The sequence below is a fragment of the Rhodoferax koreense genome, assembly GCF_001955695.1.
Taxonomy (GTDB): domain Bacteria; phylum Pseudomonadota; class Gammaproteobacteria; order Burkholderiales; family Burkholderiaceae_C; genus Rhodoferax_B; species Rhodoferax_B koreensis.
Window position 1 is genome coordinate 2,625,872 of sequence record NZ_CP019236.1, and the last position, 21,446, is coordinate 2,647,317.

Genomic DNA, 21,446 nt, shown 5'->3' on the forward strand with positions numbered 1-21,446 from the left:
ACCCGCATGAAAGCAACCTGGAACGGCGCTACGATCGCCGAAAGCGACGACATCGCCGTGGTCGAAGGCAACCACTATTTCCCCATGAGTTCGCTCAACCGCGACGTGGTGAGCTTCAGCAACCACAAGACCACCTGCGCCTGGAAAGGCCAGGCAAGCTACCTCTCGCTGCTGGTGAACGGCGAGATGAACACCGATGCGGCCTGGTACTACGCCGAGCCCAAGTCCGGAGCCGAGGAAGTGGCCGACCGGGTGGCGTTCTGGAAAGGCGTGAAGATCGAGCCCTGACGCGGCCGGGGCCGGTGCGGCCCAAAGTTCAGTACGATAGCGTGACATGAGTACCGTCACACTTTCCCCTTCGTTCGCACCACCGGCCCAGGTCGTGCCCATCCTGCGCCAACAGGGCTATGCCGTGCTGAGCGCGGCCAGCGTCACGCAACTGGCGGGCTGCGAGCTGGCGGCGCTCATGGCGCTCAATCCCTCATGGAACGACCTGCCGCCCGACGCTTACCTCAAGGATGGCGGTCACTACCGACGCCGCCGCCATTCCTGTTTCGTCGTGCAGGGCGACGCGCTTACGCAGGTGCCGCATCGCGCGCACTGGCAACCGCTGGCTTACAACGCCTTGCACGGCGGCATGGAGCGATGGTTCGAGCCGATGCGCGACAGCGACGTTCACGCGCCGGGCTGGCGGCAGTTGCTGGTGGCCCTTGGGCGCATCTGCACCGCGCTCAAGGCCGACGCGGGCGCCCCGGCGGCTCCGCCATGGTTCGTGGAGGCCCATCAGTTCCGAATCGACACCACCGACGGCATCGGACGGCCCACACCGGAGGGCGCCCACCGTGACGGGGTGGATTTCGTGGCCGTGCTGTTGGTCGACCGGGTGGGCATCAAGGGCGGCGAGACGCGGGTTTTCGAGGCCGAAGGGCCGAATGGCCAACGTTTCACGCTGACCGAACCCTGGTCGATGCTACTGCTCGACGACACGCGTGTGATCCATGAGTCCACGCCGATCCAGCCCACGGCCGACGGCGGCCACCGCGACACGCTGGTGCTGACCTTCCGTGCATCGGGTTTCCAGAGCAGTTGAGCCCAAGGCTTGACCTGAAGCAAGGCCGATGCCGGGGTGTGCGTCGATGATGGCTTGCGGTCCTACAGCCGCGCGGGCAGCCGCGCTGTAGAGTTGTTTCAGGCGGCAGAGCGCGGGCCGAGCCGCTCCCAAAGAAGGAGAAAACCATGTTCAAGCACATTCTGGTTCCCGTGGACGGCTCCGACACCGGCCTGGCCGCCGTCGGCAAGGCGATCGAACTGGCCAAGGTTTTCGACAGCTGGATCACGCTGGTGCATGTGATCGACCAATACCCCTTCGTCGGCATCGGCACCGACTATGCGTTCGGCCAGACCGAATACATCACGGCCGCCACCTCCAACGCCAACAATGCCTTGCAGGCCGGGGAGGACCGCATCAACGCCGCCGGCCTGCGCTGCACACGCCAGGTGATCGAAGGCCACGTGATGGAAGACGGCATCCTGCAGGCGGCCAAGACCGCCGGTGCCGACCTGATCGTGATGGGCTCCCATGGCCGCCACGGTATCGAAAAGCTCCTGCTGGGCAGCGTCACGCAGCGCGTGCTGTCCCACACCACGCTGCCCGTGCTCGTGGTCCGAGGTTAAGTTGGATAGAGCGTGGACCGGAGAGGAGATCGGTCCGCGCAGCAGGACGATTCGCGTCCTATCTTTCAAAAATGGCGGCAATCCCTTGCCCACCGCCGATGCACATGGTCACCAGCGCATAACGTCCGCCGATGCGCTCCAGTTCGTACAGCGCCTTCACGGTGATGAGCGCTCCGGTCGCGCCGATCGGGTGGCCGAGCGAGATGCCCGAGCCGTTCGGGTTGACCTTCGCCGGGTCGAGTTCCAGGTCGCGCGTCACGGCGCAGGCCTGGGCCGCGAAGGCCTCGTTGGCCTCGATCACGTCGAGGTCGTTGACGGTCAGCCCCGCCAATTGCAGCGCCTTCCGGCTTGCCGGCACCGGGCCGATGCCCATGTACTTCGGGTCGACGCCGGCATGCGCATAGGCCACGAGCCGCGCCATGGGCTTCAGGCCGCGGGCCTCGGCCACGCCTTTCTCCATCAGCAGCACGGCGGCCGCCGCATCGTTGATGCCGGAAGCGTTGCCGGCCGTCACCGTGCCGTTTTCCTTGGCGAACACCGGCTTGAGCTTGGCCATGTCGGCCAGCGTCGCGCCAGGGCGGAAGTGCTCGTCGGTGGCGTAGGCGACGTCGCCTTTCTTGCTCTTGAGTATGACCGGCGTGATCTGGCTGGTGAAGTAGCCGGCCTGTGTGGCGCGTTCGGCGCGGTTGTGGCTTTCCACCGCCAGGCGGTCCTGGTCTTCGCGCGTGATGCCCCATTTGGCGGCGATGTTCTCGGCCGTCACCCCCATGTGGATGTTGTGGAACGGATCGTGCAGGGCACCCATCATCATGTCGATCATCTTGGTGTCGCCCATGCGGGCACCCCAGCGCGCATTCAGCGAGGCATAGGGCGCGCGGCTCATATTCTCGGCACCGCCGCCGACGGCGATGTCGGCGTCGCCCAGCAGGATCGACTGCGCCGCCGAGACAATGGCCTGCAGGCCGGAGCCGCAGAGCCGGTTCACGTTGTAGGCCGGGGTTTCCTGGCTGCAGCCACCGTCGATCGCGGCGACGCGCGACAGGTACATGTCCTTGGGCTCGGTGTTGACCACATGGCCGAACACCACGTGGCCGACGTCGGCACCGGCCACGTCGGCGCGCGCCAGCGCCTCGCGCACCACCTGCGCGGCCAGTTGGGTGGGGGGCACGTCCTTCAGGCTGCCGCCGAAAGTTCCGATGGCGGTGCGCACACCGCTGACAACCACGACTTCTCTGCGCATTCCGGTCTCCTGTCTGGGTTTGATGATCTGGCGCATACTGTAATGTCAATGGCACGCGTTGGCTGTCGCCAACCATTTCAACGAAGGAGACATACCCATGGAATTGCTCAACCACGATCTGGCCCACGAGTTTCCGCACCTCGTCGGCAAGATGCGCAGCCTGAAGCTGTCGAGTTCGCGTTTCCTGCACCTGTTCAACGAATACGATGAACTGAACAACGGCATCACCAAGATCGAGCAGGACGGCAGCGCGATCGCCGACGAGGCGCTGGAAGACATGAAGAAGAAGCGCCTCAAGGTCAAGGACGACATCTACCAGATGCTCATCGCGAAGTAGCCGGCTCAGGCGGCGTGCCGGTTTTTCACGCCGTTGTCACGGGTCGGGCCTTTTTGTCATCGAACCGACACAGGTTTTCGCTACCTTTCAAGGCATCTTGACCAGTCTGCCCGCGGGAGAAAACATGAACAACGAGGAATTGATGCAGCGCGTCACGCGCGATCTGATGGACAGCTACGACGAAGAGCTGGAAATGGAGATCGAGGACCGCGTGTGGGCCACGCCGGATGGCGGCGAGGCGGAGGTGATCGACACGCCGAAGGACAAGGAAGCCCGCCGGGTCTATTTCCGCGAACTGTTCAGGCTGCAGGCCGAACTGGTGAAGCTGCAGGACTGGGTGGTCGCCACCGGTCACAAGGTGGTGATCCTGTTCGAAGGCCGGGACGCCGCGGGCAAGGGCGGCGTGATCAAGCGCATCACGCAGCGGCTGAACCCGCGCGTCTGCCGTGTGGCCGCGCTGCCCGCGCCGAACGACCGGGAACGCACGCAGTGGTATTTCCAGCGCTATGTGTCGCACCTGCCGGCGGCCGGCGAGATCGTGCTGTTCGACCGCAGCTGGTACAACCGCGCGGGCGTGGAACGCGTGATGGGTTTTTGCACCGACGAGCAGTACGAGGAGTTCTTCCGCTCGGTGCCGGAGTTCGAGCGCATGCTGGTGCGCTCGGGCATCCAGCTCATGAAGTACTGGTTCTCGATCTCGGATGACGAGCAGCATTCGCGCTTCCTCGGCCGCATCCACGATCCGCTGAAGCAGTGGAAGCTGAGTCCCATGGACCTGGAGTCACGCAGCCGCTGGGAGGCTTACACCAAGGCCAAGGAAATCATGCTGGAGCGCACGCACATCGAAGAGGCACCCTGGCGCGTGGTGCAGGCCGTGGACAAGAAGAAGGCCCGGCTCAACTGCATCCACCACCTGCTGCAGCAGATGCCCTACAAGGAAGTGCCGCATCCGAGCATCGTGTTGCCGCCACGGGTGCGCCATGAGGACTACATCCGGCATCCCGTGCCGCAGGACATGATCGTCCCCGAGATTTACTGACGTTTATTGATCCCGTACGTCGGCCACGGGGTTGGCGCCGAAGTCCTCGCGCGCCAGGTAGGCCAGCAGGCGCGCCGCCGCGTCCGAAGGTGACGTGAGCTGGTCGTTCTTCTTCAGGCTGGCGAAGTTGCCCTGGTCGGGAAAGGCGCGCGCGTCGGCGTTGCGCAGCAACGCCTGCATGTCGGTGTCGATCACGCCGGGGGCGAGGGAGCAGACCTTCGCGCCGTTCTTCTTCAGGGCCTCGTCGAGTGCCAGGCAGCGCGTGAAATGATCGACACCCGCCTTGGCCGCGCAGTAACCAGCCTGCGAGGCCATGGCGCGGCGGCCCAGTCCGGAGGAGATGTTGAGCACGCGGCGCAGCCCGGTCCAGGCATCGGTGGCATGCAGGAAGGCGGCGGTGAGCTGCATCGGCGCCTCCAGGCCGACGCGCAGCGCGTGTGCCAGGTCGGCCGGGTCGGCCTGGCTCAGCGGCACCAGGTTGGCCACCGTGGCGGCGTTGTTGATCAGCGTGGCGGTGGCCCAGTCGGTGCGGCCCTGGTGCTGCAGCCAATGCGCGAGTTTGGCGGCCACCGGGATGCTCTGCGTCAGGTCATGCGTCCACTGCTCCAGCGCAGCGCCGGCGCTCTGCGCGTGCTGCTGCAGTTTTTCATTGCTCTTGCGCGAGATGCAGATCAGGCTGTGTTCCGGCTTGAGCAGTTGTTCGGCCATGGCCAGGCCCATGCCGCGGGAGGCACCGGTGATGATGTAGAGGTGTTGGGTCATGGGTACTCCCGGTTTGTTTTGGCACAAGCATAGCCAAAAGCGGGCCGCGCAACCAGCGTTCAGAACGGCGCCAGGTCTTCGAAGGCCAGGGGCTCGCCGGTGACGGGATGCGGCAACCTGAGCGCGCAGGCGTGCAGCAGCAGTCGGTCCGACAAGGCCTGGATTTCGGGAGACGCATACAGCCGGTCGCCCAGGATCGGATGGCCCAGCGCCTGCAGGTGAACACGCAGCTGGTGAGACCGGCCGGTGACGGGCTGGAGCTCGACGCGTGTGGTGCCCGGCCGATCGCCGGCGCCCTCGGGCAGGCCGCGCCAGCGCGTGATGCTGGGCTTGCCCTGCAAGGCGTCGATGATGCGCAGCGGCCGCCTTGGCCAGTCGACGCGGATGGGCAGGTCGATCTCCCGCCAGTCATCCCATTTGGGCAGGTCGCCGGCCACCACGGCCGTGTAGCGTTTGTGGACCTCGCGCCCGGCGAAGGCTGCGTTGAGCAGGCGCTGCACGGCTGCGCCGCGCGCCATCAGCATCAGGCCCGAGGTGGCCATGTCGAGCCGGTGCACCACGAGTGCGTCTGGGTACATCTGCTGCACGCGCAGGCTCAGGCAGTCCTGCTTGTCGGCGCCTCGGCCGGGCACGGCCAGGAGGCCCGAGGGTTTGCGCAGCACGATCAACGCGTCGTCGGCGAACAACACCTCGGTACCTGGCGCGACGGCCGGCACGGCCTGTTCCTGGTTCACCGCCCCTGGCGTTTTTGCTCGCGCAGCATGAACAGGTAGAGGCTCTCCACCTTCTCGCGCGCCCAAGGCGTCTTGCGCAGGAAGGTGAGACTCGATTTGATGCTCGGGTTGCTCTGGAAACAACGCACCGGCACACGTTCGGCCAGGCCCTCCCAGCCGTAGCCTTCGACCAGCGCGGTGACGACGGCCTCGAGTGTCAGGCCGTGCAACGGGTTGCGCGGCTGCGCGGGGCGGGCCGGGGTGGTGCCGTCGGCTGGCGCGGTTTCATTCGGCGGCATGCTGGACGTCATCGGTGGGTCTGGCTCGGTAGGCGGGGTCGTTGTCCATGATGAGCTGCTGCACGGTCGCGCACAGCTCTTCCGCATCGTTGGGTTTGTGGATCAGCGCACGTGCGCCTTCGGCGATCGCGCTCTGTTCGATTTCGGCCGTCACGTAGCCCGAGGCCAGCGCCACCGGCAGGTCGGGTCGGATCATCCGCGCCTCGCGCACCAGGTCGACCCCGCAATAGCCCGGCATGTTGTAGTCGGTGACGAGCAGGTCGTAGGCCTGGGCATTGGCGCGCAGTTCGGCCGCCGCGCGGTGCGGGTCGCTGAAGCCGCTGACCTGGAAGCCGCGCCGGCGCAGCAGCCGCTCCACCAGGAACACCAGCGCATGGTCGTCGTCCACGTACATCACGTGTTTGCCGCGGCCCTGCACCGTGCCCGACCGCGGCGGCTCGGCCTGCACCGGCGTACTCAGCGCTGCGGTGGCGGGGAAATACAACGTGAACACGCTGCCCAGGCCGGGAGCGCTCTGCACGTCGACCGCGCCGGCGTGGCTGCGCATCACGCCATGCACCACGGCCAGACCGAGGCCCGTGCCCTGGCCGACCTCCTTGGTGGTGAAGAACGGCTCGAAGATGCGCAGCAGGGTTTCGTCGTCGATGCCCTTGCCGCTGTCGCGCACGGCCAGCATGGCGTAGCGGCCGGGCACCAGGCCCAGGCGTTCGCACAGCCGCGCGTCCGGCAGCACGCCGGCGAGTTCGATGCCCACCGTGCCGCGTTCGTCGCCGATGGCGTGGATGGCGTTGGTGCACAGGTTGAGCACGGCCTGCTCGACCTGGGTGGCATCGGCCAGCACCACCGGCGTGTTGTCGTTGATGTGCAGGTGCAGTTCGACCGCGGGCGGCATGGTCACGCGCAGCAGGCGTTCGGTCTCCACCACCACTTCGGCCAGCGACACCGGTTGCCGGCGCGGGGTCTCGTTGCGGCTGAAGGTCAGGATCTGACGCACCAGGTCGCGCGCGCGGCGGCCGGCCTTTTCGATCTCGTACAGGCTCACCAGCGCGGGGGAGTCGGGGCCGGCGTCTTCCTTGGCGAGTTCGAGGTTGCCGAGGATGGCGCTCAGGATGTTGTTGAAATCGTGGGCGATGCCGCCGGCCATGGTGCCCACGGCCTGCATCTTCTGCGACTCGCGCAGCTGGCCTTCGAGCATGTTGCGGTGTGCCTCGGCGCGCTTGCGGCTGGTGAGGTCGCGCGCGAAGATGGTGGTGGTGTCGCCGTCCGGGTGGCGCTCGAAGGACAGGCTCACCTCCACCGCCAGGCGTTTGCCGCCGGCCGTGAGCGCATTCACCTCGCCCAGCAGGGCCTGGGTCGAGATCTGGTTGTGCGCCAGCGCATGGGTGGCGTTCGGAAAGAAGCGCTCCAGCGAACTGCCCAGCGCCTGCGAGGACGGGCACTGGAACAGCGCGGCGGCCGTGGGGTTGAACACCGTGATGCGCTGGTCCTTGTCGACGCAGATGATGGCGTCCAGCGACGAGTTGATCACCGCCTCGAGCCGGGCCTCGCTCACGCGCAGCTGCTCGTTGCGCTGGCGCAGCGCGGCACCGCTTTGCTGCAGCGCGCGGCGCTCGGCCAGCAGCGGGCCCTGGTCGATCACCGCGCAGATGTAGTGCACGGTCGATTCGTGGGCATTCTCTAGCCGCGCGATGTGCAGGTCACCGGTGATGGTGCCGTCCTCGCCGATGGCGAACACCACCTCGGTGGCTTCGCAGTGGCCGTCGCTGTGCGCCTCGCGAAAAGCCTGGCGCACCTGCTCGGTACAGCCGGCGCTGACGAAGGGCATCAGGAAGTTCAGCGGGCGGTCGCGTTCCGTGGGTTGGAACAGGCGCTGCGCCATGGAGTTGCTCTGCACCACCATGTCGTGTTCATCCACCACCATCAGCGCCAGCGGCACGCTGGAGAACAGGGTCTCGAAACGTTCGGAAGCCCCTTCGGCCACGGCCTGGCTGTAGCGCAGCACCTTGTTCTGGCTCTCCAGCTCGGCCTGGTAGCTGCGCAGGTCGCGCACGAGCTGGGCCAGCTGGTAGCCCTCGACCGGACCATCGCCCGACGGCAGCGAAGGCAGCGTGGCGGCGTTCGTCGCGTTCGCGGCGTTGGCCGTGGCGGCGGCGTGGGCCACGCTGGAAGGGTCCAGCGAGGCGGGCGGGGCAGGGCGCATGGTGTGGGCTTCGGCGTGCAGCGGGCGAGGTGACATCGCGCCGGCGCGGCGCGGTCGACAGTGCCCGAGTGTAAGCCCAGGCCGGGCGGGCCGCCATGCCGCGCCCGGCGCTCGATGCCGCGCCGATTTGTGCGTCCGGGGGCTGCCCGCCGGGCCACGCGGTGCGATACTCCGAGCCGTCCCGCCGCTGCCAACGTCAGGCCACCGTCCTTTTTCTTCCGATTTCGGGAAGCACCCACACCGCCATGCGACTTCCATGATGCCCGCCGTCGGCCCCGCGCTGCTGTATTCGCTGCTGGTCAACTCGGCCGTGAGTCTGATCATCGGCGTGGCACTGCTGCTGGTCTGGCGCCATCATCGGCGGCAGCGTTTCACCTTCGACCTCGGCCTGGCCCACCTGGTGCAGGTGCTGGTACCGCTGTGCCTGCTGGCAGTACGCTCGAGCGGCGCCTGGTCCGCGCTGGGCCAAGCCGGCGGCATGGTCTGCACGGTGGCCTACACCGGCCTGATGGTGGTGGGCATCGGCGGGCTGTCGCAATGGTCGGTCGCGCAGCGCGAATGGCTTGTCCTGGTGGCCCTGTTGGCGCTGGCCGGATTGGCAGCCCTCGTGTCCGGGCTGGCGCTGTTGACGGCAAGCCTGGCGCCGATCTTCAACACGCTGGTGGGCGTGGTGGCCACGCGCCGGCTTTGGCGCGGCCATAACGCCGAGCGCCTGGTGGGGCCGTTGCTGCTCGCCCTCGGCCTGAGCCAGTTCGGCGCCCTGGCCGAACCCGACATCGCGCAGGCCTGGCAGCTCAGCCTGGGCAGCGTGCTGCGCGTGGCCCTTGGCCTGTCCTTGGTGTATGCGGCGCTCGAGCGTTCCACCGAGGAAATCCGCCGTCTGCGCGACCGTTATCGCCGGCTGATCGAGCACTCGCACCAGGGCGTGCTGGTGCGTGCCGGTGACGAGTTGCTCTACGCCAATGCGGCCGTGCTGGAAACCTACGGCTACGAAAACCAGGCGCAGATGTCGCTGCCAGGGATCGAACGCGCATTGCCGGCGGTCGAGCGGGAGCGGCTGCGCCACCACATGCGGCAATTGCAAAACGGGGAAGTCGACGAGATCGACTGGGAAGGGGTTCGCGTGCGCCGCGATGGCACGCCGATGTGGCTGCGCTTCACCGCCTGGCGCACCCTGTGGGACGAACGCCCGGCCACCCAGATCCTGGTGACGAACCAGACAGCCCAGCACGACGCCACGCATGCCCTGCTGCACCAGGCCATGCACGACGATCTGACGGGTCTGCCCAACCGTGCGGCCCTGCTGCAGCAGCTGCGCGAACGCTGTGCCAAGGTGGCAGAGGGCGAGGGCGGCGCGTTCGGCCTGGTCCTGCTGGGTGTGGACCGGTTCAAGCTGTTCAACGAAGCGCACGGGCATTCGCTCGGCGACGAGGTGCTGAAGGCGCTGGGCCAGGCGCTGCAGCGCGAACTCGGTGGCGACGCCCAGGTCATGCGCATCGGCGCCGACGAGTTCGCCTGGCTGGTGACGTCGGACGGCGCCTTGCCCGACGCCGCGGCGCTCGTGGCGCGGTTGCGCCACCTGCTGCGCCAGCCCATGGTGCTGCGGCACCACCGCTTTTTCCTGGACGCGTCGATGGGCATGGCTTTGTGTCCCGACGACGCCGGCGACGCCGAGGCGCTGCTGCGCGCCGCGAATGCCGCCATGCATGTGGCCAAGCGCACGCCGGGCACCTCGATGGCGCTGGCGGAAGCGCGCTTTGCGCTGGGCTCGAGCGACCTGCTGGCGCAGGAGCAGGCCCTGCGCACGGCCATCGTACAGCGGCAGTTCAGCCTGCACTACCAGCCGAAGGTGGAGGCCTGGAGCGGCCGGCTGATCGGCTTCGAGGCGCTGGCGCGTTGGCAGCGGCCCGGCTTCGGCCCCGTGGGGCCGGGCGAGTTCATCGCCACGGCCGAGCGCACCGGCCTGATCGGCGAACTTGGTGAGATGCTGCTGCGCCTGGCCTTCGAACAGGTGAAGGTGTGGCGCGATGCCTTCGACAGGGTGGTGCCGGTGGCGGTCAACGTCTCGCCGCTGCAGATGCTCGACGGCGAATTCCCGCGGCTGGTGACGCGGATGCTCGACGAACACGGCCTGCCGCCGCAGGCGATCACGCTGGAGCTGACGGAAAGCGCCGCGGTGGCCAACCTCGATCTCGCGCGCGACCAGATCCTGCAGCTGCGCCGCCTCGGTGTGGAAGTGGCCCTCGACGATTTCGGCACCGGCTTTTCTTCGCTCAACATGCTGCGCAGCCTGCCGGTGCACACGGTGAAGATCGACCGTGGCCTGATCGAGCCGCTGCCGGCGCCCGACGCCCTGGCGGTGGTGCGCGCCATCTGCCAGCTCGCCACGGCGCTCGATCTGCAGGTGATCGCCGAAGGCGTGGAAAACGAGGCCCAGGCCGATGCCGCCCGCCAGGCCGGCTGCCAGGTGCTGCAGGGTGAACTGTTCGCCCAGCCGCTGACCCTGGGCGAGGCCGGCGACTGGTTGTCGGAAAGCGTCAGCGATCTGATGCGGCTCACCTGAGCCGCATCGGCCCTATTCGTAGTCGGCGACGGGCACGCAACTGCAGAACAGGTTGCGGTCGCCGTAGACGTTGTCCACGCGGCCCACCGGCGGCCAGTACTTGGTCTGCTTCAGGCTCGGCAGCGGGAAGGCCCCGAGTTCGCGCGCATACGGGTGGCTCCATTCGGCGCCGAGCAGGCTGGCGGCCGTGTGCGGCGCGTGCTTGAGCGGGTTGTCGTCGTGCGGCCAGACGCCGGATTCGACCTGGCGGATTTCCTGGCGGATGGCGATCATCGCGTCGATGAAGCGGTCGAGCTCGTCCAGGGTTTCGCTCTCGGTCGGCTCCACCATCAAGGTGCCGGGCACGGGGAAACTCAGCGTGGGGGCATGGAAGCCGTAGTCCATGAGGCGCTTGGCCACGTCTTCGGCGGTCACGCCGCTGGTGTCCTTCAGCGGGCGCAGGTCCAGGATGCACTCGTGGGCCACATGGCCGTTTTCACTGGCGTACAGCGTGGGGTAGTGGTCTTTCAGCCGCGCGCTGATGTAGTTGGCGCTGAGGATGGCGACCTCGGTCGCGGCCTGCAGGCCCTCGGCACCCATCATGCGGCAGTACATCCAGCTGATCGGCAGCACCGAGGCGTTGCCCAGCGGCGCTGCGGACACGGCACCCACCGGGCTGTTGTGGCCCGAGGTCGCATGGCCGGGCAGGTAGGGCACGAGGTCGGCCACCACGCACACCGGGCCCACGCCCGGGCCGCCGCCGCCGTGCGGGATGCAGAAGGTCTTGTGCAGGTTGAGGTGGCTCACGTCGCCGCCGAACTCGCCGGGCGCGGCCACGCCCACCAGCGCGTTCATGTTGGCGCCGTCCACATAGACCCGGCCGCCATGGCTGTGCACCATGGCGCAGAGTTCCTTTACCTGCAGCTCGAACACGCCGTGGGTGCTGGGGTAGGTGATCATCACGGCGGCCAGGTTGGCGCTGTGCTTCTCGCACTTGGCCTGGAGGTCGGCCATGTCGACGTTGCCCTGCGCGTCGCAGGCCGTGACCACCACCTGCAGACCGACCATCTGCGCGCTGGCCGGATTCGTGCCGTGCGCCGACGAGGGGATCAGGCAGATGTTGCGGTGGCCCTGGCCGTTGGCTTCGAGGTAGCCCTTGATCGCCAGCAGGCCCGCGTACTCGCCTTGCGAGCCGGCGTTCGGCTGCAGGCTGATGCCGGCGTAGCCCGTGGCCTGGCACAGCCAGGCGCGCAGTTGCGTGTCGAGCTCGGCATAACCCTTGAGCTGGTCGGCCGGGGCGAACGGGTGGATGTTGGCGAATTCGGGCCAGGTCACCGGCGCCATCTCGCTGGTGGCGTTGAGCTTCATGGTGCAGCTGCCCAGCGGGATCATGCTGCGGTCGAGCGCCAGGTCCTTGTCGCTGAGCTTGCGGATGTAGCGCAGCATGCCGGTTTCGGAATGGTGCGTGTTGAACACCGGATGCGTGAGGAAGGGCGTGCTGCGGCGCAAGTCTTCGGGGATCAGCAGTTCGATGCCCTTCTCGAAATCGCGCAGCCGCGGCATCGGCTCGCCGGGCTTGACGAAGAAGGACCACAGCATCTCGATGTCTTCGCGCGTGGTGGTTTCGTCCAGCGAGATGCCGACGTGGTTCTTCAAGCGGCAGCGCAGGTTGGCGCAGGACTGGCGGGCGCGGCCAGCTATCAAATCCGTAGCGTCGCCGGTTTTGACGGTGATCGAGTCGAAGGCGTGGGTGTTGGTGATCGCGTAGCCCATCTGCTGCAGGCCGCGCGCCAGGATGGCGGTGAAGCTCGCCACGCGTTCGGCGATGCGCGCCAGGCCCTGCGGCCCGTGGTAGACCGCGTACATGCTGGCCAGCACGGCGGGCAACACCTGCGCGGTGCAGATGTTGGAGGTGGCCTTCTCGCGGCGGATGTGTTGTTCGCGCGTCTGCAGCGCGAGGCGGTAGGTCGGGTGGCCGTGGCTGTCCACGCTCACGCCGACCAGCCGGCCCGGCAGCGAGCGCTTGAACTCGTCGCGGCAGGCCAGGTAGGCGGCGTGCGGGCCGCCGTTGCCCATGGCCACGCCGAAGCGCTGGGTGCTGCCGAGCACGATGTCGGCGTCCCATTCGCCGGGCGGCGCGAGCAGCGTGAGCGCCAGCAGATCGGCCGCCACGCAAAACGCGGCGTTGTTGATGTGCGCATGGCCGACCAGCGGGCGCAGGTCGTGCACCATGCCGGTGGTGGCCGGGTACTGCGCCAGCACGCCGAAGAAGTCGCCACTGGCCATGAGCAAGGGCAGGGTGGCCGAGACGCTGCTGACCTTGACCTCGATGCCGAGCGGCTTGGCGCGGGTGCGGATCACTTCGATGGTCTGAGGATGGCAGTCGCCGGCGACGATGAAGACGTTGCTCTTGCTCTTCACGCTGCGCTTGGCCAGCGTCATGGCTTCGGCGGCGGCCGTGGCCTCGTCGAGCATCGAGGCATTGGCGATCGGCATGCCGGTCAGGTCGCAGACCATGGTCTGGAAGTTCACCAGCGCCTCCAGCCGGCCTTGCGAAATCTCGGCCTGGTAGGGTGTGTAGGCGGTGTACCAGGCGGGGTTTTCCAGGATGTTGCGCTGGATCACGCCCGGCGTGTGGGTGCCGTAGTAGCCCTGGCCGATGAAGCTCTTGAAGACCTGGTTCTTCGCCGCGATGGCCCGCAGTTCGGCCAGCGCGGCGGCCTCGGTCACCGGCGCCGGCAGCTGCATGGCCGTCTGCCGGGCGATGGAGCGCGGCACGATGCCGTCGACGAGTTCGCGACGCGACGTGGAACCCACGGCCGCCAGCATCAGGGCCTCGTCGGCTTCACCGATGCCGATGTGGCGCGGGATGAATTCGGCGGCGTTTTCGAGGGCGTCCAATGGCTTGGCGGCGGGCATCAACATGGCGGGGGCTCCGGGGATCGTGGCGAGGGCTTGTCCTTCGACAGGCTCAGGATGAACGGTTGGCGAGAGACTTCGACAAGCTCAGTGCGAACGGGGGGCGGCTGAGTGCGAACAGGGGCGGTTCAGTGCGAACGGGGTTGCTGATTCTCCGTTCGTGCTGAGCTTGTCGAAGCATGGTGCGGGTCCTCCGACCGGCTCAGGACGAACGGGAGAGATGTTTATTCCGCGGCTTCGGCGAACTTGGCGTAGGCGGTCTCGTCGAGCAGGGCGTCCAGCTGCGAGGCATCCGACAGCTTCACCTTGAAGAACCAGCCCGCACCCAGCGGGTCGCTGTTGGCCAGGGCCGGGTCGGCACGCAGGGCCTCGTTGACTTCGGTGATCTCGCCCGACACCGGCATGTAGACGTCGGCGGCAGCCTTGACCGACTCGACCACGCCGGCCACGGCCTTCTGGTCCAGCGTCGCGCCGACTTCGGGCAGGTCGACGAAGACCACGTCGCCCAGCGCATCCTGCGCATGGTGGGTGATGCCGACGGTGGCGATGCCGCCCTCGACGTTGATCCATTCGTGGTCTTCGGTGTATTGGATGGGCATGGGTTTCTCCAGGGAACAAAAGTGGTGGGGGCCGTGCAATTCTGCAGGAAGGCGATGGGCCTGCGAGGCCTCAACCTCGGAAATAACGATTGGGTACAAAAGGCATGGAAGCGACTTCCATGGGCACCGGCTTGCCGCGCACGATGGCGTTGACCCGCGTGCCCAGCGCCGCGTGGTCCGGCGTCACATAGCCCATGGCGACGGGTCTGTCGATGCTCGGGCCGAGCAGGCCGCTCGTGACTTCACCGATCTTCCGGCCGGACGGGTCCTGCAGTTCGGTGTGGTCGCGCACGGGAATGCGCTCCAGCGCCACCAGGCCGACGCGCTTGCGCGGCACACCGTCCGCAAGCTGGGCCAGCACCTTGTCGGCACCGGGAAATCCGCCCGCGCGTGCGCCGCCCGTGCGGCGCACCTTCTGCATCGCCCAGTTCAGGCCGGCCTCGACCGGCGTGGTGCTCTCGTCGATGTCGTTGCCGTACAGGCACAGACCGGCCTCGAGCCGCAGCGAGTTGCGCGCGCCCAGGCCGATGGGCTTGACCTCGGGCTGCGTCAGCAGCTGGCGCGCCAGCCAGTCGGCCTGTTCGGCCGGTACGGAAATCTCGAAGCCGTCTTCGCCGGTATAGCCGCTGCGCGTGATGAAACAGTCGGTATCGGCCACCTGGAATCTGCCGCCGGTCATGAACACCAGCTTCGCGACCTCGGGTGCGAAACGCGCAAGGGCGGTTACCGCCTGCGGTCCCTGCAGCGCGAGCAGCGCCATCTCGGGCATGGGAATGACTTCGCAGCGGTGGCCGATGCGTTTTTCGATGTGGTCGATGTCGGCGACCTTGCAGGCGCCGTTGACGATGACGAAGAGGTCGGCGCCGCGGTTGAAGAACATCAGGTCGTCAAGGATGCCGCCATCATCGTTGAGCAGCAGGCCGTAGCGCTGCTTGCCCACGGGCAGGTCGATCACATCCACCGGCATCAGGCTCTCGAACGCCGCCGCCGCATCGCCGCCCTCGAGCCGCAACTGGCCCATGTGCGAGACGTCGAAAAGACCGGCGGCCGTACGCGTGTGCAGGTGTTCGGCCATCAGGCCGGAAGGGTATTGCACCGGCATGCTGTAGCCGGCGAAAGGCACCATGCGCGCACCGAGTTCGAGGTGCAGCGCGTGCAGCGGGGTCTTGAGCAGATCGGCGGGGACGGACATGGTTTTCTCCTGGGGCACATGGTCACCATGGCACGGATTCCGCGCCATGTGCTGCCCCCGCTGTCCGCTTTACCTGAGAGATTCGCCCAGCGATGTGGGTTTGCTCCTTCGGTGAGCCGGCCCTTGGCAGGGCAGGCTTCTCTCCAGTGGGGAACGCCGGCCTTCGATGCGCCGGCGCTTGTCAGTCCCTGGTACCTGAGCGTTACCCTTGCGGTGCGCCTTCGGTGGTCTGCTGCGTGGATTCACGCGCCAGACGCTCTCCTGACCGTGTCGATTCTAGCGCTCAGATGGCCAATTCCCGCCGCAGTTGCGCCACCATTTTGGCCACGCCGTCCTGGTGCACGGCGTCGGTCACGCGGTCGGCCACGGCAAGCAGCTCGGGATGCGAATTGCCCATGGCGATGCCGGTGCCCACGCCCTGCAGCATCTCCAGGTCGTTGAGGCCGTCGCCGAAGGCGTAGGCGTGCGCGGCGTCGATGCCGGCGTCGGCCAGCACCCAGGCGCAGCCCGACATCTTGTGGATGCCCTTGGGCAGCACGTCCACCGCCGTGGCATGCCAACGCACGTAGTCGAACTGCGGGAAGGTGCGCAGCAGTTCGGGCAGCAGGCTGTCGTCCAGCGATTCATGGAAGAACAGCCAGCCCTGCGAGACGACGAACGGCGGCACATCGTCTATGTCGGCGGGAAAAGCCTTCAGGTCGACCGTGCCCATCGGCGTGAGCACATCGGGCGTTCGCGCGCTGACGTGGATGTTGTGGCCATCGGTGGCGCCGTAGGCGAAGCCGCGCGACGCCATCAGGCCGAACAGCGCCTGCAGGCCGTCGCGTTCCAGCGGATGGCACTGCACTTCCTGGTCGCCACGCTGGATGCGTGCGCCGTTCTGTGTGATGGCGTAGGCCGGCTGCACCTGCTCGATGTATTCCAGCGCATGGCCGTAGCCGCGCCCGGTGGCGATGGCAATGGTGTGGCCGTCGGCCTTCAGCGAGGCGATGGCCTCCAGCGCGGAGGGCGGTATGCGGCTGCTGCGGTGGTCGAGCAGGGTGTTGTCGATGTCGAAGAAGAAGATTTTGGGCATGGCGGGTGTGGCGCGGAAAGCTGAAGCTTACCCGCGCGCCATCCACGGATCATTTGGCGTAGACCAGGTCGCGCAACGCGAGCGAAATCCACGGCACATAGGTGATCACCATCAGGCAGGCCAGGATCACCAGCACAAAAGGCACCAGGTGCTTGACGATGCGGTCGAGCGAAATCCGCGCCACCGTGCAGGCCGCGAACAGGTTCACGCCGAACGGCGGGGTGATCATGCCCAGCGCCAGGTTCACCACCATCACCAGCCCGAAGTGCACCGGGTCGATGCCGAAGTGTTGCGCCACGGGTGCCAGGATCGGCGCCAGCACGATGATGGCCGCGCTGGTCTCGATGAACATGCCGATCACGAACAGCGCCGCATTCACGCCCAGCAGGAAGTAGGCCGGTGTCTTCAGCACCTCCTGCAACCACAGGCCGATGGCCTCCGGCACGCCGGCGCGGGTGATCAGGAAGGCGAACAGGCCGGCGTTGGCGATGATGAACATGATCACCGACGAGGAGATCACCGACTTCTTCAGCACCGCGTAGAGTTCGCGCGGCTTGATCTCGCGGTAGATCAGCGTGCCCACCAGCAGCGCGTACAGCACCGCCACGGCCGAGGCCTCGGTGGGCGTGAACACGCCGCCGTAGATGCCGCCCAGGATGATCACCGGCATCAGCAGTGCCCAGCCGGCCTGCCAGGTGGCGCGGCCCACGCTGAGCCGGCCCTCGCCGTCGTTCTTGCCCCAGCCCTTCCACTTGCAGTAGACGTAGACGAAGGCCATCAGCGCCAGGCTGATCAGGATGCCCGGGCCGAAGCCGGCGATGAACAGCTCGCCGATGGAGACCTCGGCGCTCACGCCGTACAGGATCATCGGGATCGACGGCGGGATGATCACGCCGAGCTCGGCACTCGTGGCCTGCAGCGCGGCGGCATAACTCGTGGGATAGCCGTGCTTGATCAGCGCCGGGATCAGGATCGCACCGATGGCGAAGGTGGTGGCCACCGAAGATCCCGACACCGCGGCGAAGATCATGCAGGTCAGCACGCAGGTCATCGGCAGGCCGCCCTGCACGCCGCCGACCAGGCTCTTGGCGAACTCGACCAGCCGGCGCGAAATGCCGCCGGTTTCCATCAGGTTGCCGGCGAGGATGAAGAACGGGATCGCCGCCAGCGGGAATTTGTTGATGGCGTTGAACATCTCCTTCACGGAGATCAGCATGTTGGCGTTGCTGGCCTGGATGCCGAGGATGGACGCCAGTCCGATGGAGACGGCAACCGAGACGGTGAGTGCGAAACACAGCACCATCGTGGTGATCATGATGGGGGTCATTGCGCAGTGTCCAGTTCGTTGCGTTGCGGATCGACCAGATTGGCCAGAATGCCTACGACGCTGAAAAGTCCGCCGACCGGTAGCGCCAGGTAGGCCCAGAACATCGACACGGATTCAAGCCCGGCCATCGACTGCACGCTGCCGCGTTGCGCATAGTCCCAGCCCCACCAGATGATCACGCCGATCAGCGACAGGGCGGCCAGGCAGACGAACCAGTCGAGCACGCGGCGCACCTTGGGCGGGCTCCAGCGGTACAGCACGTCGACGCTGACCATGGCGCCCTGGCGAAACGCGGTGGGGATGCCCATGAACACCATCCAGATGAGGCTGATGCGGATCAGGATTTCGGACCACTCGGCGGGTTGCTCGAGCACGAAGCGGGTGACGATCTGGAACACGCCGAGCGCCGATGCGATCGTCAGCATCAGGCAGGCCACGGCCATGGCGGCGGTGGTCGACCAGCGATCCAGTTGAAGCAGTGCTTGTTTCATGAGAGGCCAAAAGTATCAATAAAAACGCCCGTCAGGCGGGCTGAACGGGCGTGAAGTACCACGCGGGTGCGTGGCATGGCGAATCACTTGTAGTCGCGGATCCTGTCGAGATTGGCCTTGCCGAACTGTTTCTCGAATTCGGCATTCACCGGTGCCAGCATCGTCACGAACCTGGCCTTGTCGACGTTCTCGATCACCGTCATGCCCTGGGCGCGGAGTTCCTTCACGCCGTTGGCGTCGTCCTGGTCCACACGGTCGCGGTTGGCCTTGACGGCCACCTTGGCGGCTTCGAGGAAGTTGGTCTTGTCGGCGGCGCTGAGCTTGTCGAACGCGGCCTTGTTCATCACCAGCACGCAGGGCGAATACACGTGCCCGGTCAGTGTCAGGTGCTTCTGCACCTGCGAGAACTTGGCGGCCATGATCACCGGCAGCGGGTTTTCCTGGCCGTCGACCGTGCCCTGCTGCAGGGCAGTGAACACTTCGGGGAAAGCCATCGGCGTCGTGATGATGCCCAGGCCCTTGTAGGCGGCGATGTGCACCGGGTTTTCCATGGTGCGCATCTTCAGGCCCTTGAGGTCTTCGGGGCCGTTGACGTCGCGCTTGCTGTTGGTCATGTGGCGGAAGCCGTTCTCGGCCCAGGCCAGGGCCTTGAAGCCCTTGGCGTCGAACTTGGTGAGCAGATCCTGGCCGATCGGGCCGTCGAGCACGGCGCGCGCATGCGCCTTGTCGCGGAACAGGAAGGGCACGTCGAGGATCTTGGTCTCGGGTACGAAATTCGGCACCGGGCCTGTGGAGGAGAACGCCAGCTCCTGCGTGCCGAGCTGTACCGCCTCGATGGATTCACGCTCGCCGCCGAGTGAGCCGTTGTAGAAGGTCTCGATCTTGTAGCGCCCGCCGGTGCGGGCCGCAACCTCCTTGGCGAAGGTGTCGATGGCCACGCCCTGGTGCGAGTTCTGTGCCACGGAGATGCTGATCTTCATCGTGGTCTGGGCCGCGGCCGAGGCGAGAAAGCCCAGCGCGAGCGTCATCCCGGCGAGCAGTCTGGATAATTTCATGAGGTCTCCTGTGAGTGGAAATCCGACGGGTCTCTGGGCCCGTTGATCAAAGTTGTACGACAACTTTGCATTATGTGCGGGCGACCTCGGCAATGGCATGGGGGTTTTCGCGGATGTAGTCGCGGATCACGGTATCGAAGTCCGCGTCGGGCAGCAGGCCCAGGCCGCGCGCGCGCTGCGCATCGATCCTGCCGGGCCAGGTGGCCACGATCTTCTGGATGCGCGCGTCCGGCGTCCAGTCGATCAGCGCGGCCACGGCCTTGCCGGCCACGCGTTCCAGTGCCGCGGCCATCTCGCCGGTGGTGGTGGCAAGTGCAGGCAGGTTCACGGCCGTGCGCGGGCCCCATTCGGCGTCGGTCGCCTCGGCGGCGCGGATGATGCCGCGCACGGTCAGGCCCGGCGAGGACAAGGCCACCGGTGTGTCGCGCGGCACCGGGCAGGCGCCGGGCACGCCGGCCAGCGGCTCGCGGATCATGCCGCTGAAGAAGCTCGACGCCGCGCCATTGGGTTTGCCCGGCCGCACGCTCACCGTCATCAGCCGCACGTTGCGGCCGCGGATGAAGCCCTTGCGGCCGAAGTCGGCCGTGAGCTGTTCACCGATGAATTTCTGGATGCCGTAGCTCGTGAGCGGTGTGGGCAGCGTGTTGTCTTCGATCACCGCGGGCAGCGGCTGCTCTTCCGAATGGCCGAACACGGCCAGCGAACTCGCGAAGACCACGGTCGGCACGGTCTTGCGCGCGCGGCAGGCCTCCAGCAGTGCACGCGTGGCGTCGAGGTTGCTGTGCATGCCGAGATCGAAGTCGGCCTCGCATTCCCCGCTCACGGCCGCGGCCAGGTGGAAGACGATCTTCGCGTCGGAGGGGACTACGCGTTCCGGGCTTTGCGCGAGCAGGGCGTTCAGGTCGCCGACGACGGCGGTCACACGGCTGTCGGCCAGCAGGTCGGCAGGTGGCTCGGCGCGGTCCACCAACGAAAGCCTGGTGATGGCCTCGGCCGGTGCGCCGGCGATGGCGAGGCTTTTCTTTTCGATGAGGGCGCGTGCCAGGCGAACGCCCAGGAATCCCGCGCCGCCGGTGATGACGATGTGCATGTCTTGTCTCCTTTTATGGAGACGGAGTCTACACAGTCGCCAAGCGCACGCGCGCCCGTCAAGACTTGCCGGCCGACGCCGCGATGCGCGTTAATGCCGCGCGGTAGGCGGGCGGGATGCCGTCCGCGTCCTTGCTGCCATCGCCCGCGGCGCGGATGATCTCGATCCCTTGCGGGGTGTGCACTCTCTCCAGTGCCATCAAGGCCAGGTCGGCCTTGCCGGGCGAGAGTTGGCCGAGCAGGTACTGGACGCTGTCCATGGTGCCGATGTTGGCAATGCCGTACAGCGCAGACATGACCAGCGCCGAACGTTTCTCGGTAGTGTCCGCGGCGACGATGCTCGTCAGGCCGTCGACAGCGGCCGGATTCGAGACGTTTTCCAAGGTCTGGAGGATGCGCCCGCGGCTGTCAGGTGGCAGCACGCTGTATTCACCGGCCAGTGCCAGGATCTGCTCGCTGCCTGCAGAACGCGCGAGTGCCGCCATCGCGGAACGCTCGACCGCCGGGTTGTCGGCTTTCAGAAGCGCCTGCACATAACCCGCGGCGTTCTCCGGTGTCATGCCCGCCTCGAGCTGGCGGCCCAGTGCGATCGCGGCGTCTCCAGGCACCATGCTGCGCAACCGGTCGAACTGCTGCAGCACAGCACCGGCCTGGGCATTCAGCGGCATGTCCACGCGCGGCATCGGCTTCGCCGGTGCATCATGGTCATGCGGGTGATCGTTGCCGTGCTCGTGCGCTTCCGACGACCCTTCGGTCTTCTGCGCGGCCGTCCTCGCCGCCGAAGCGGTGGTGGGGGCCTGAGCGTCGGTCATGTAGAAGTAGGTGCCGGCGATGCCCACGAACACCGCCGCCAGTGCGATCTTCCATTTCATATCGATGCCTCTCTGTGTCAG

Annotated in this window: 20 protein-coding genes and 2 riboswitches; of the genes, 6 read left to right on the forward strand and 14 right to left on the reverse strand. The window is 66.9% G+C overall.

Annotated features, from left to right (window positions below):
- The first annotated feature begins 6 nt into the window (after positions 1 to 6).
- The 3 genes from RD110_RS12345 (at position 7) to RD110_RS12355 (ending at position 1,674) form a co-directional block, all read left to right on the forward strand.
- Positions 7 to 288: a DUF427 domain-containing protein gene (locus tag RD110_RS12345; RefSeq protein WP_076199768.1), complete on the forward strand. Its 282-nt coding sequence runs from the start codon at positions 7 to 9 to the stop codon at positions 286 to 288.
- Between the two features lie 46 nt (positions 289 to 334).
- Positions 335 to 1,090: a 2OG-Fe dioxygenase family protein gene (locus RD110_RS12350; protein ID WP_076199769.1), complete on the forward strand. Its 756-nt coding sequence runs from the start codon at positions 335 to 337 to the stop codon at positions 1,088 to 1,090.
- Between the two features lie 146 nt (positions 1,091 to 1,236).
- On the forward strand, positions 1,237 to 1,674 hold the full coding sequence (locus RD110_RS12355) for a universal stress protein (protein ID WP_076199770.1): 438 nt from the start codon (positions 1,237 to 1,239) through the stop codon (positions 1,672 to 1,674).
- A 58-nt stretch (positions 1,675 to 1,732) separates the two neighbouring features.
- On the opposite strand, the gene bktB is transcribed toward RD110_RS12355, so the two are convergent.
- Complete coding sequence (bktB, locus tag RD110_RS12360) at positions 1,733 to 2,914, reverse strand: beta-ketothiolase BktB (protein ID WP_076204870.1); 1,182 nt, start codon at positions 2,912 to 2,914, stop codon at positions 1,733 to 1,735.
- A 97-nt stretch (positions 2,915 to 3,011) separates the two neighbouring features.
- On the opposite strand from bktB, the gene RD110_RS12365 reads away from it, so the two are divergent.
- Complete coding sequence (locus RD110_RS12365) at positions 3,012 to 3,251, forward strand: HP1242/YdcH family protein (RefSeq protein WP_076199771.1); 240 nt, start codon at positions 3,012 to 3,014, stop codon at positions 3,249 to 3,251.
- Between the two features lie 124 nt (positions 3,252 to 3,375).
- Positions 3,376 to 4,290, forward strand: a complete 915-nt coding sequence (ppk2, locus tag RD110_RS12370) for a polyphosphate kinase 2 (RefSeq protein WP_076199772.1) — start codon at positions 3,376 to 3,378, stop codon at positions 4,288 to 4,290.
- Positions 4,291 to 4,293: 3 nt separating this feature from the next.
- Here ppk2 and RD110_RS12375 read toward each other — a convergent pair whose 3' ends face one another.
- The 4 genes from RD110_RS12375 to RD110_RS12390 are packed head-to-tail and all read right to left on the reverse strand — an operon-like array spanning position 4,294 to position 8,264.
- A complete protein-coding gene (locus RD110_RS12375; RefSeq protein WP_076199773.1) occupies positions 4,294 to 5,052 on the reverse strand; it encodes an SDR family NAD(P)-dependent oxidoreductase in 759 nt (252 codons plus the stop codon).
- A gap of 59 nt (positions 5,053 to 5,111) precedes the next feature.
- On the reverse strand, positions 5,112 to 5,786 hold the full coding sequence (locus tag RD110_RS12380; RefSeq protein ID WP_083686240.1) for an RluA family pseudouridine synthase: 675 nt from the start codon (positions 5,784 to 5,786) through the stop codon (positions 5,112 to 5,114).
- A complete protein-coding gene (locus tag RD110_RS12385; RefSeq protein WP_076204873.1) occupies positions 5,783 to 6,064 on the reverse strand; it encodes a VF530 family protein in 282 nt (93 codons plus the stop codon). The genes RD110_RS12380 and RD110_RS12385 overlap by 4 nt, the downstream gene beginning before the upstream one ends.
- Complete coding sequence (locus RD110_RS12390; protein ID WP_083686666.1) at positions 6,051 to 8,264, reverse strand: PAS domain-containing hybrid sensor histidine kinase/response regulator; 2,214 nt, start codon at positions 8,262 to 8,264, stop codon at positions 6,051 to 6,053. The genes RD110_RS12385 and RD110_RS12390 overlap by 14 nt, the downstream gene beginning before the upstream one ends.
- A gap of 256 nt (positions 8,265 to 8,520) precedes the next feature.
- Here RD110_RS12390 and RD110_RS12395 point away from each other — a divergent pair, with 256 nt between their 5' ends.
- On the forward strand, positions 8,521 to 10,827 hold the full coding sequence (locus RD110_RS12395; RefSeq protein ID WP_239467226.1) for a putative bifunctional diguanylate cyclase/phosphodiesterase: 2,307 nt from the start codon (positions 8,521 to 8,523) through the stop codon (positions 10,825 to 10,827).
- Positions 10,828 to 10,839: 12 nt separating this feature from the next.
- Here the strand turns inward: RD110_RS12395 and gcvP are convergent, their stop codons facing one another.
- The 9 genes from gcvP to RD110_RS12440 all read right to left on the reverse strand — a co-directional run bounded on the left by gcvP (position 10,840) and on the right by RD110_RS12440 (position 21,425).
- On the reverse strand, positions 10,840 to 13,731 hold the full coding sequence (gene gcvP / locus RD110_RS12400; RefSeq protein ID WP_076199774.1) for an aminomethyl-transferring glycine dehydrogenase: 2,892 nt from the start codon (positions 13,729 to 13,731) through the stop codon (positions 10,840 to 10,842).
- 218 nt (positions 13,732 to 13,949) lie between these two features.
- Positions 13,950 to 14,324, reverse strand: a complete 375-nt coding sequence (gene gcvH / locus RD110_RS12405; protein WP_076199775.1) for a glycine cleavage system protein GcvH — start codon at positions 14,322 to 14,324, stop codon at positions 13,950 to 13,952.
- 70 nt (positions 14,325 to 14,394) lie between these two features.
- Positions 14,395 to 15,516, reverse strand: coding sequence for a glycine cleavage system aminomethyltransferase GcvT (gene gcvT, locus RD110_RS12410; protein WP_076199776.1), 1,122 nt, complete (start codon positions 15,514 to 15,516; stop codon positions 14,395 to 14,397).
- Positions 15,517 to 15,566: 50 nt separating this feature from the next.
- Positions 15,567 to 15,673: riboswitch (glycine riboswitch) on the reverse strand.
- A 15-nt stretch (positions 15,674 to 15,688) separates the two neighbouring features.
- A riboswitch (glycine riboswitch) is annotated at positions 15,689 to 15,790 on the reverse strand.
- Between the two features lie 9 nt (positions 15,791 to 15,799).
- The gene (locus RD110_RS12415; protein ID WP_076199777.1) at positions 15,800 to 16,591 is read right to left on the reverse strand and encodes a Cof-type HAD-IIB family hydrolase; all 792 of its coding nucleotides are present in this window, start codon (positions 16,589 to 16,591) and stop codon (positions 15,800 to 15,802) included.
- Positions 16,592 to 16,640: 49 nt separating this feature from the next.
- Positions 16,641 to 17,918, reverse strand: coding sequence for a TRAP transporter large permease (locus RD110_RS12420; RefSeq protein ID WP_076199778.1), 1,278 nt, complete (start codon positions 17,916 to 17,918; stop codon positions 16,641 to 16,643).
- Positions 17,915 to 18,409, reverse strand: a complete 495-nt coding sequence (locus tag RD110_RS12425; RefSeq protein ID WP_076199779.1) for a TRAP transporter small permease — start codon at positions 18,407 to 18,409, stop codon at positions 17,915 to 17,917. The genes RD110_RS12420 and RD110_RS12425 overlap by 4 nt, the downstream gene beginning before the upstream one ends.
- A gap of 83 nt (positions 18,410 to 18,492) precedes the next feature.
- Positions 18,493 to 19,464 carry a TRAP transporter substrate-binding protein gene (locus RD110_RS12430; RefSeq protein ID WP_076199780.1) on the reverse strand — a complete coding sequence of 324 codons (972 nt, stop codon included), beginning with the start codon at positions 19,462 to 19,464 and terminating at the stop codon, positions 18,493 to 18,495.
- Between the two features lie 70 nt (positions 19,465 to 19,534).
- Positions 19,535 to 20,554: a D-erythronate dehydrogenase gene (denD, locus tag RD110_RS12435; RefSeq protein ID WP_076199781.1), complete on the reverse strand. Its 1,020-nt coding sequence runs from the start codon at positions 20,552 to 20,554 to the stop codon at positions 19,535 to 19,537.
- A gap of 58 nt (positions 20,555 to 20,612) precedes the next feature.
- A complete protein-coding gene (locus RD110_RS12440; RefSeq protein ID WP_076199782.1) occupies positions 20,613 to 21,425 on the reverse strand; it encodes a hypothetical protein in 813 nt (270 codons plus the stop codon).
- Positions 21,426 to 21,446 lie beyond the last annotated feature (21 nt).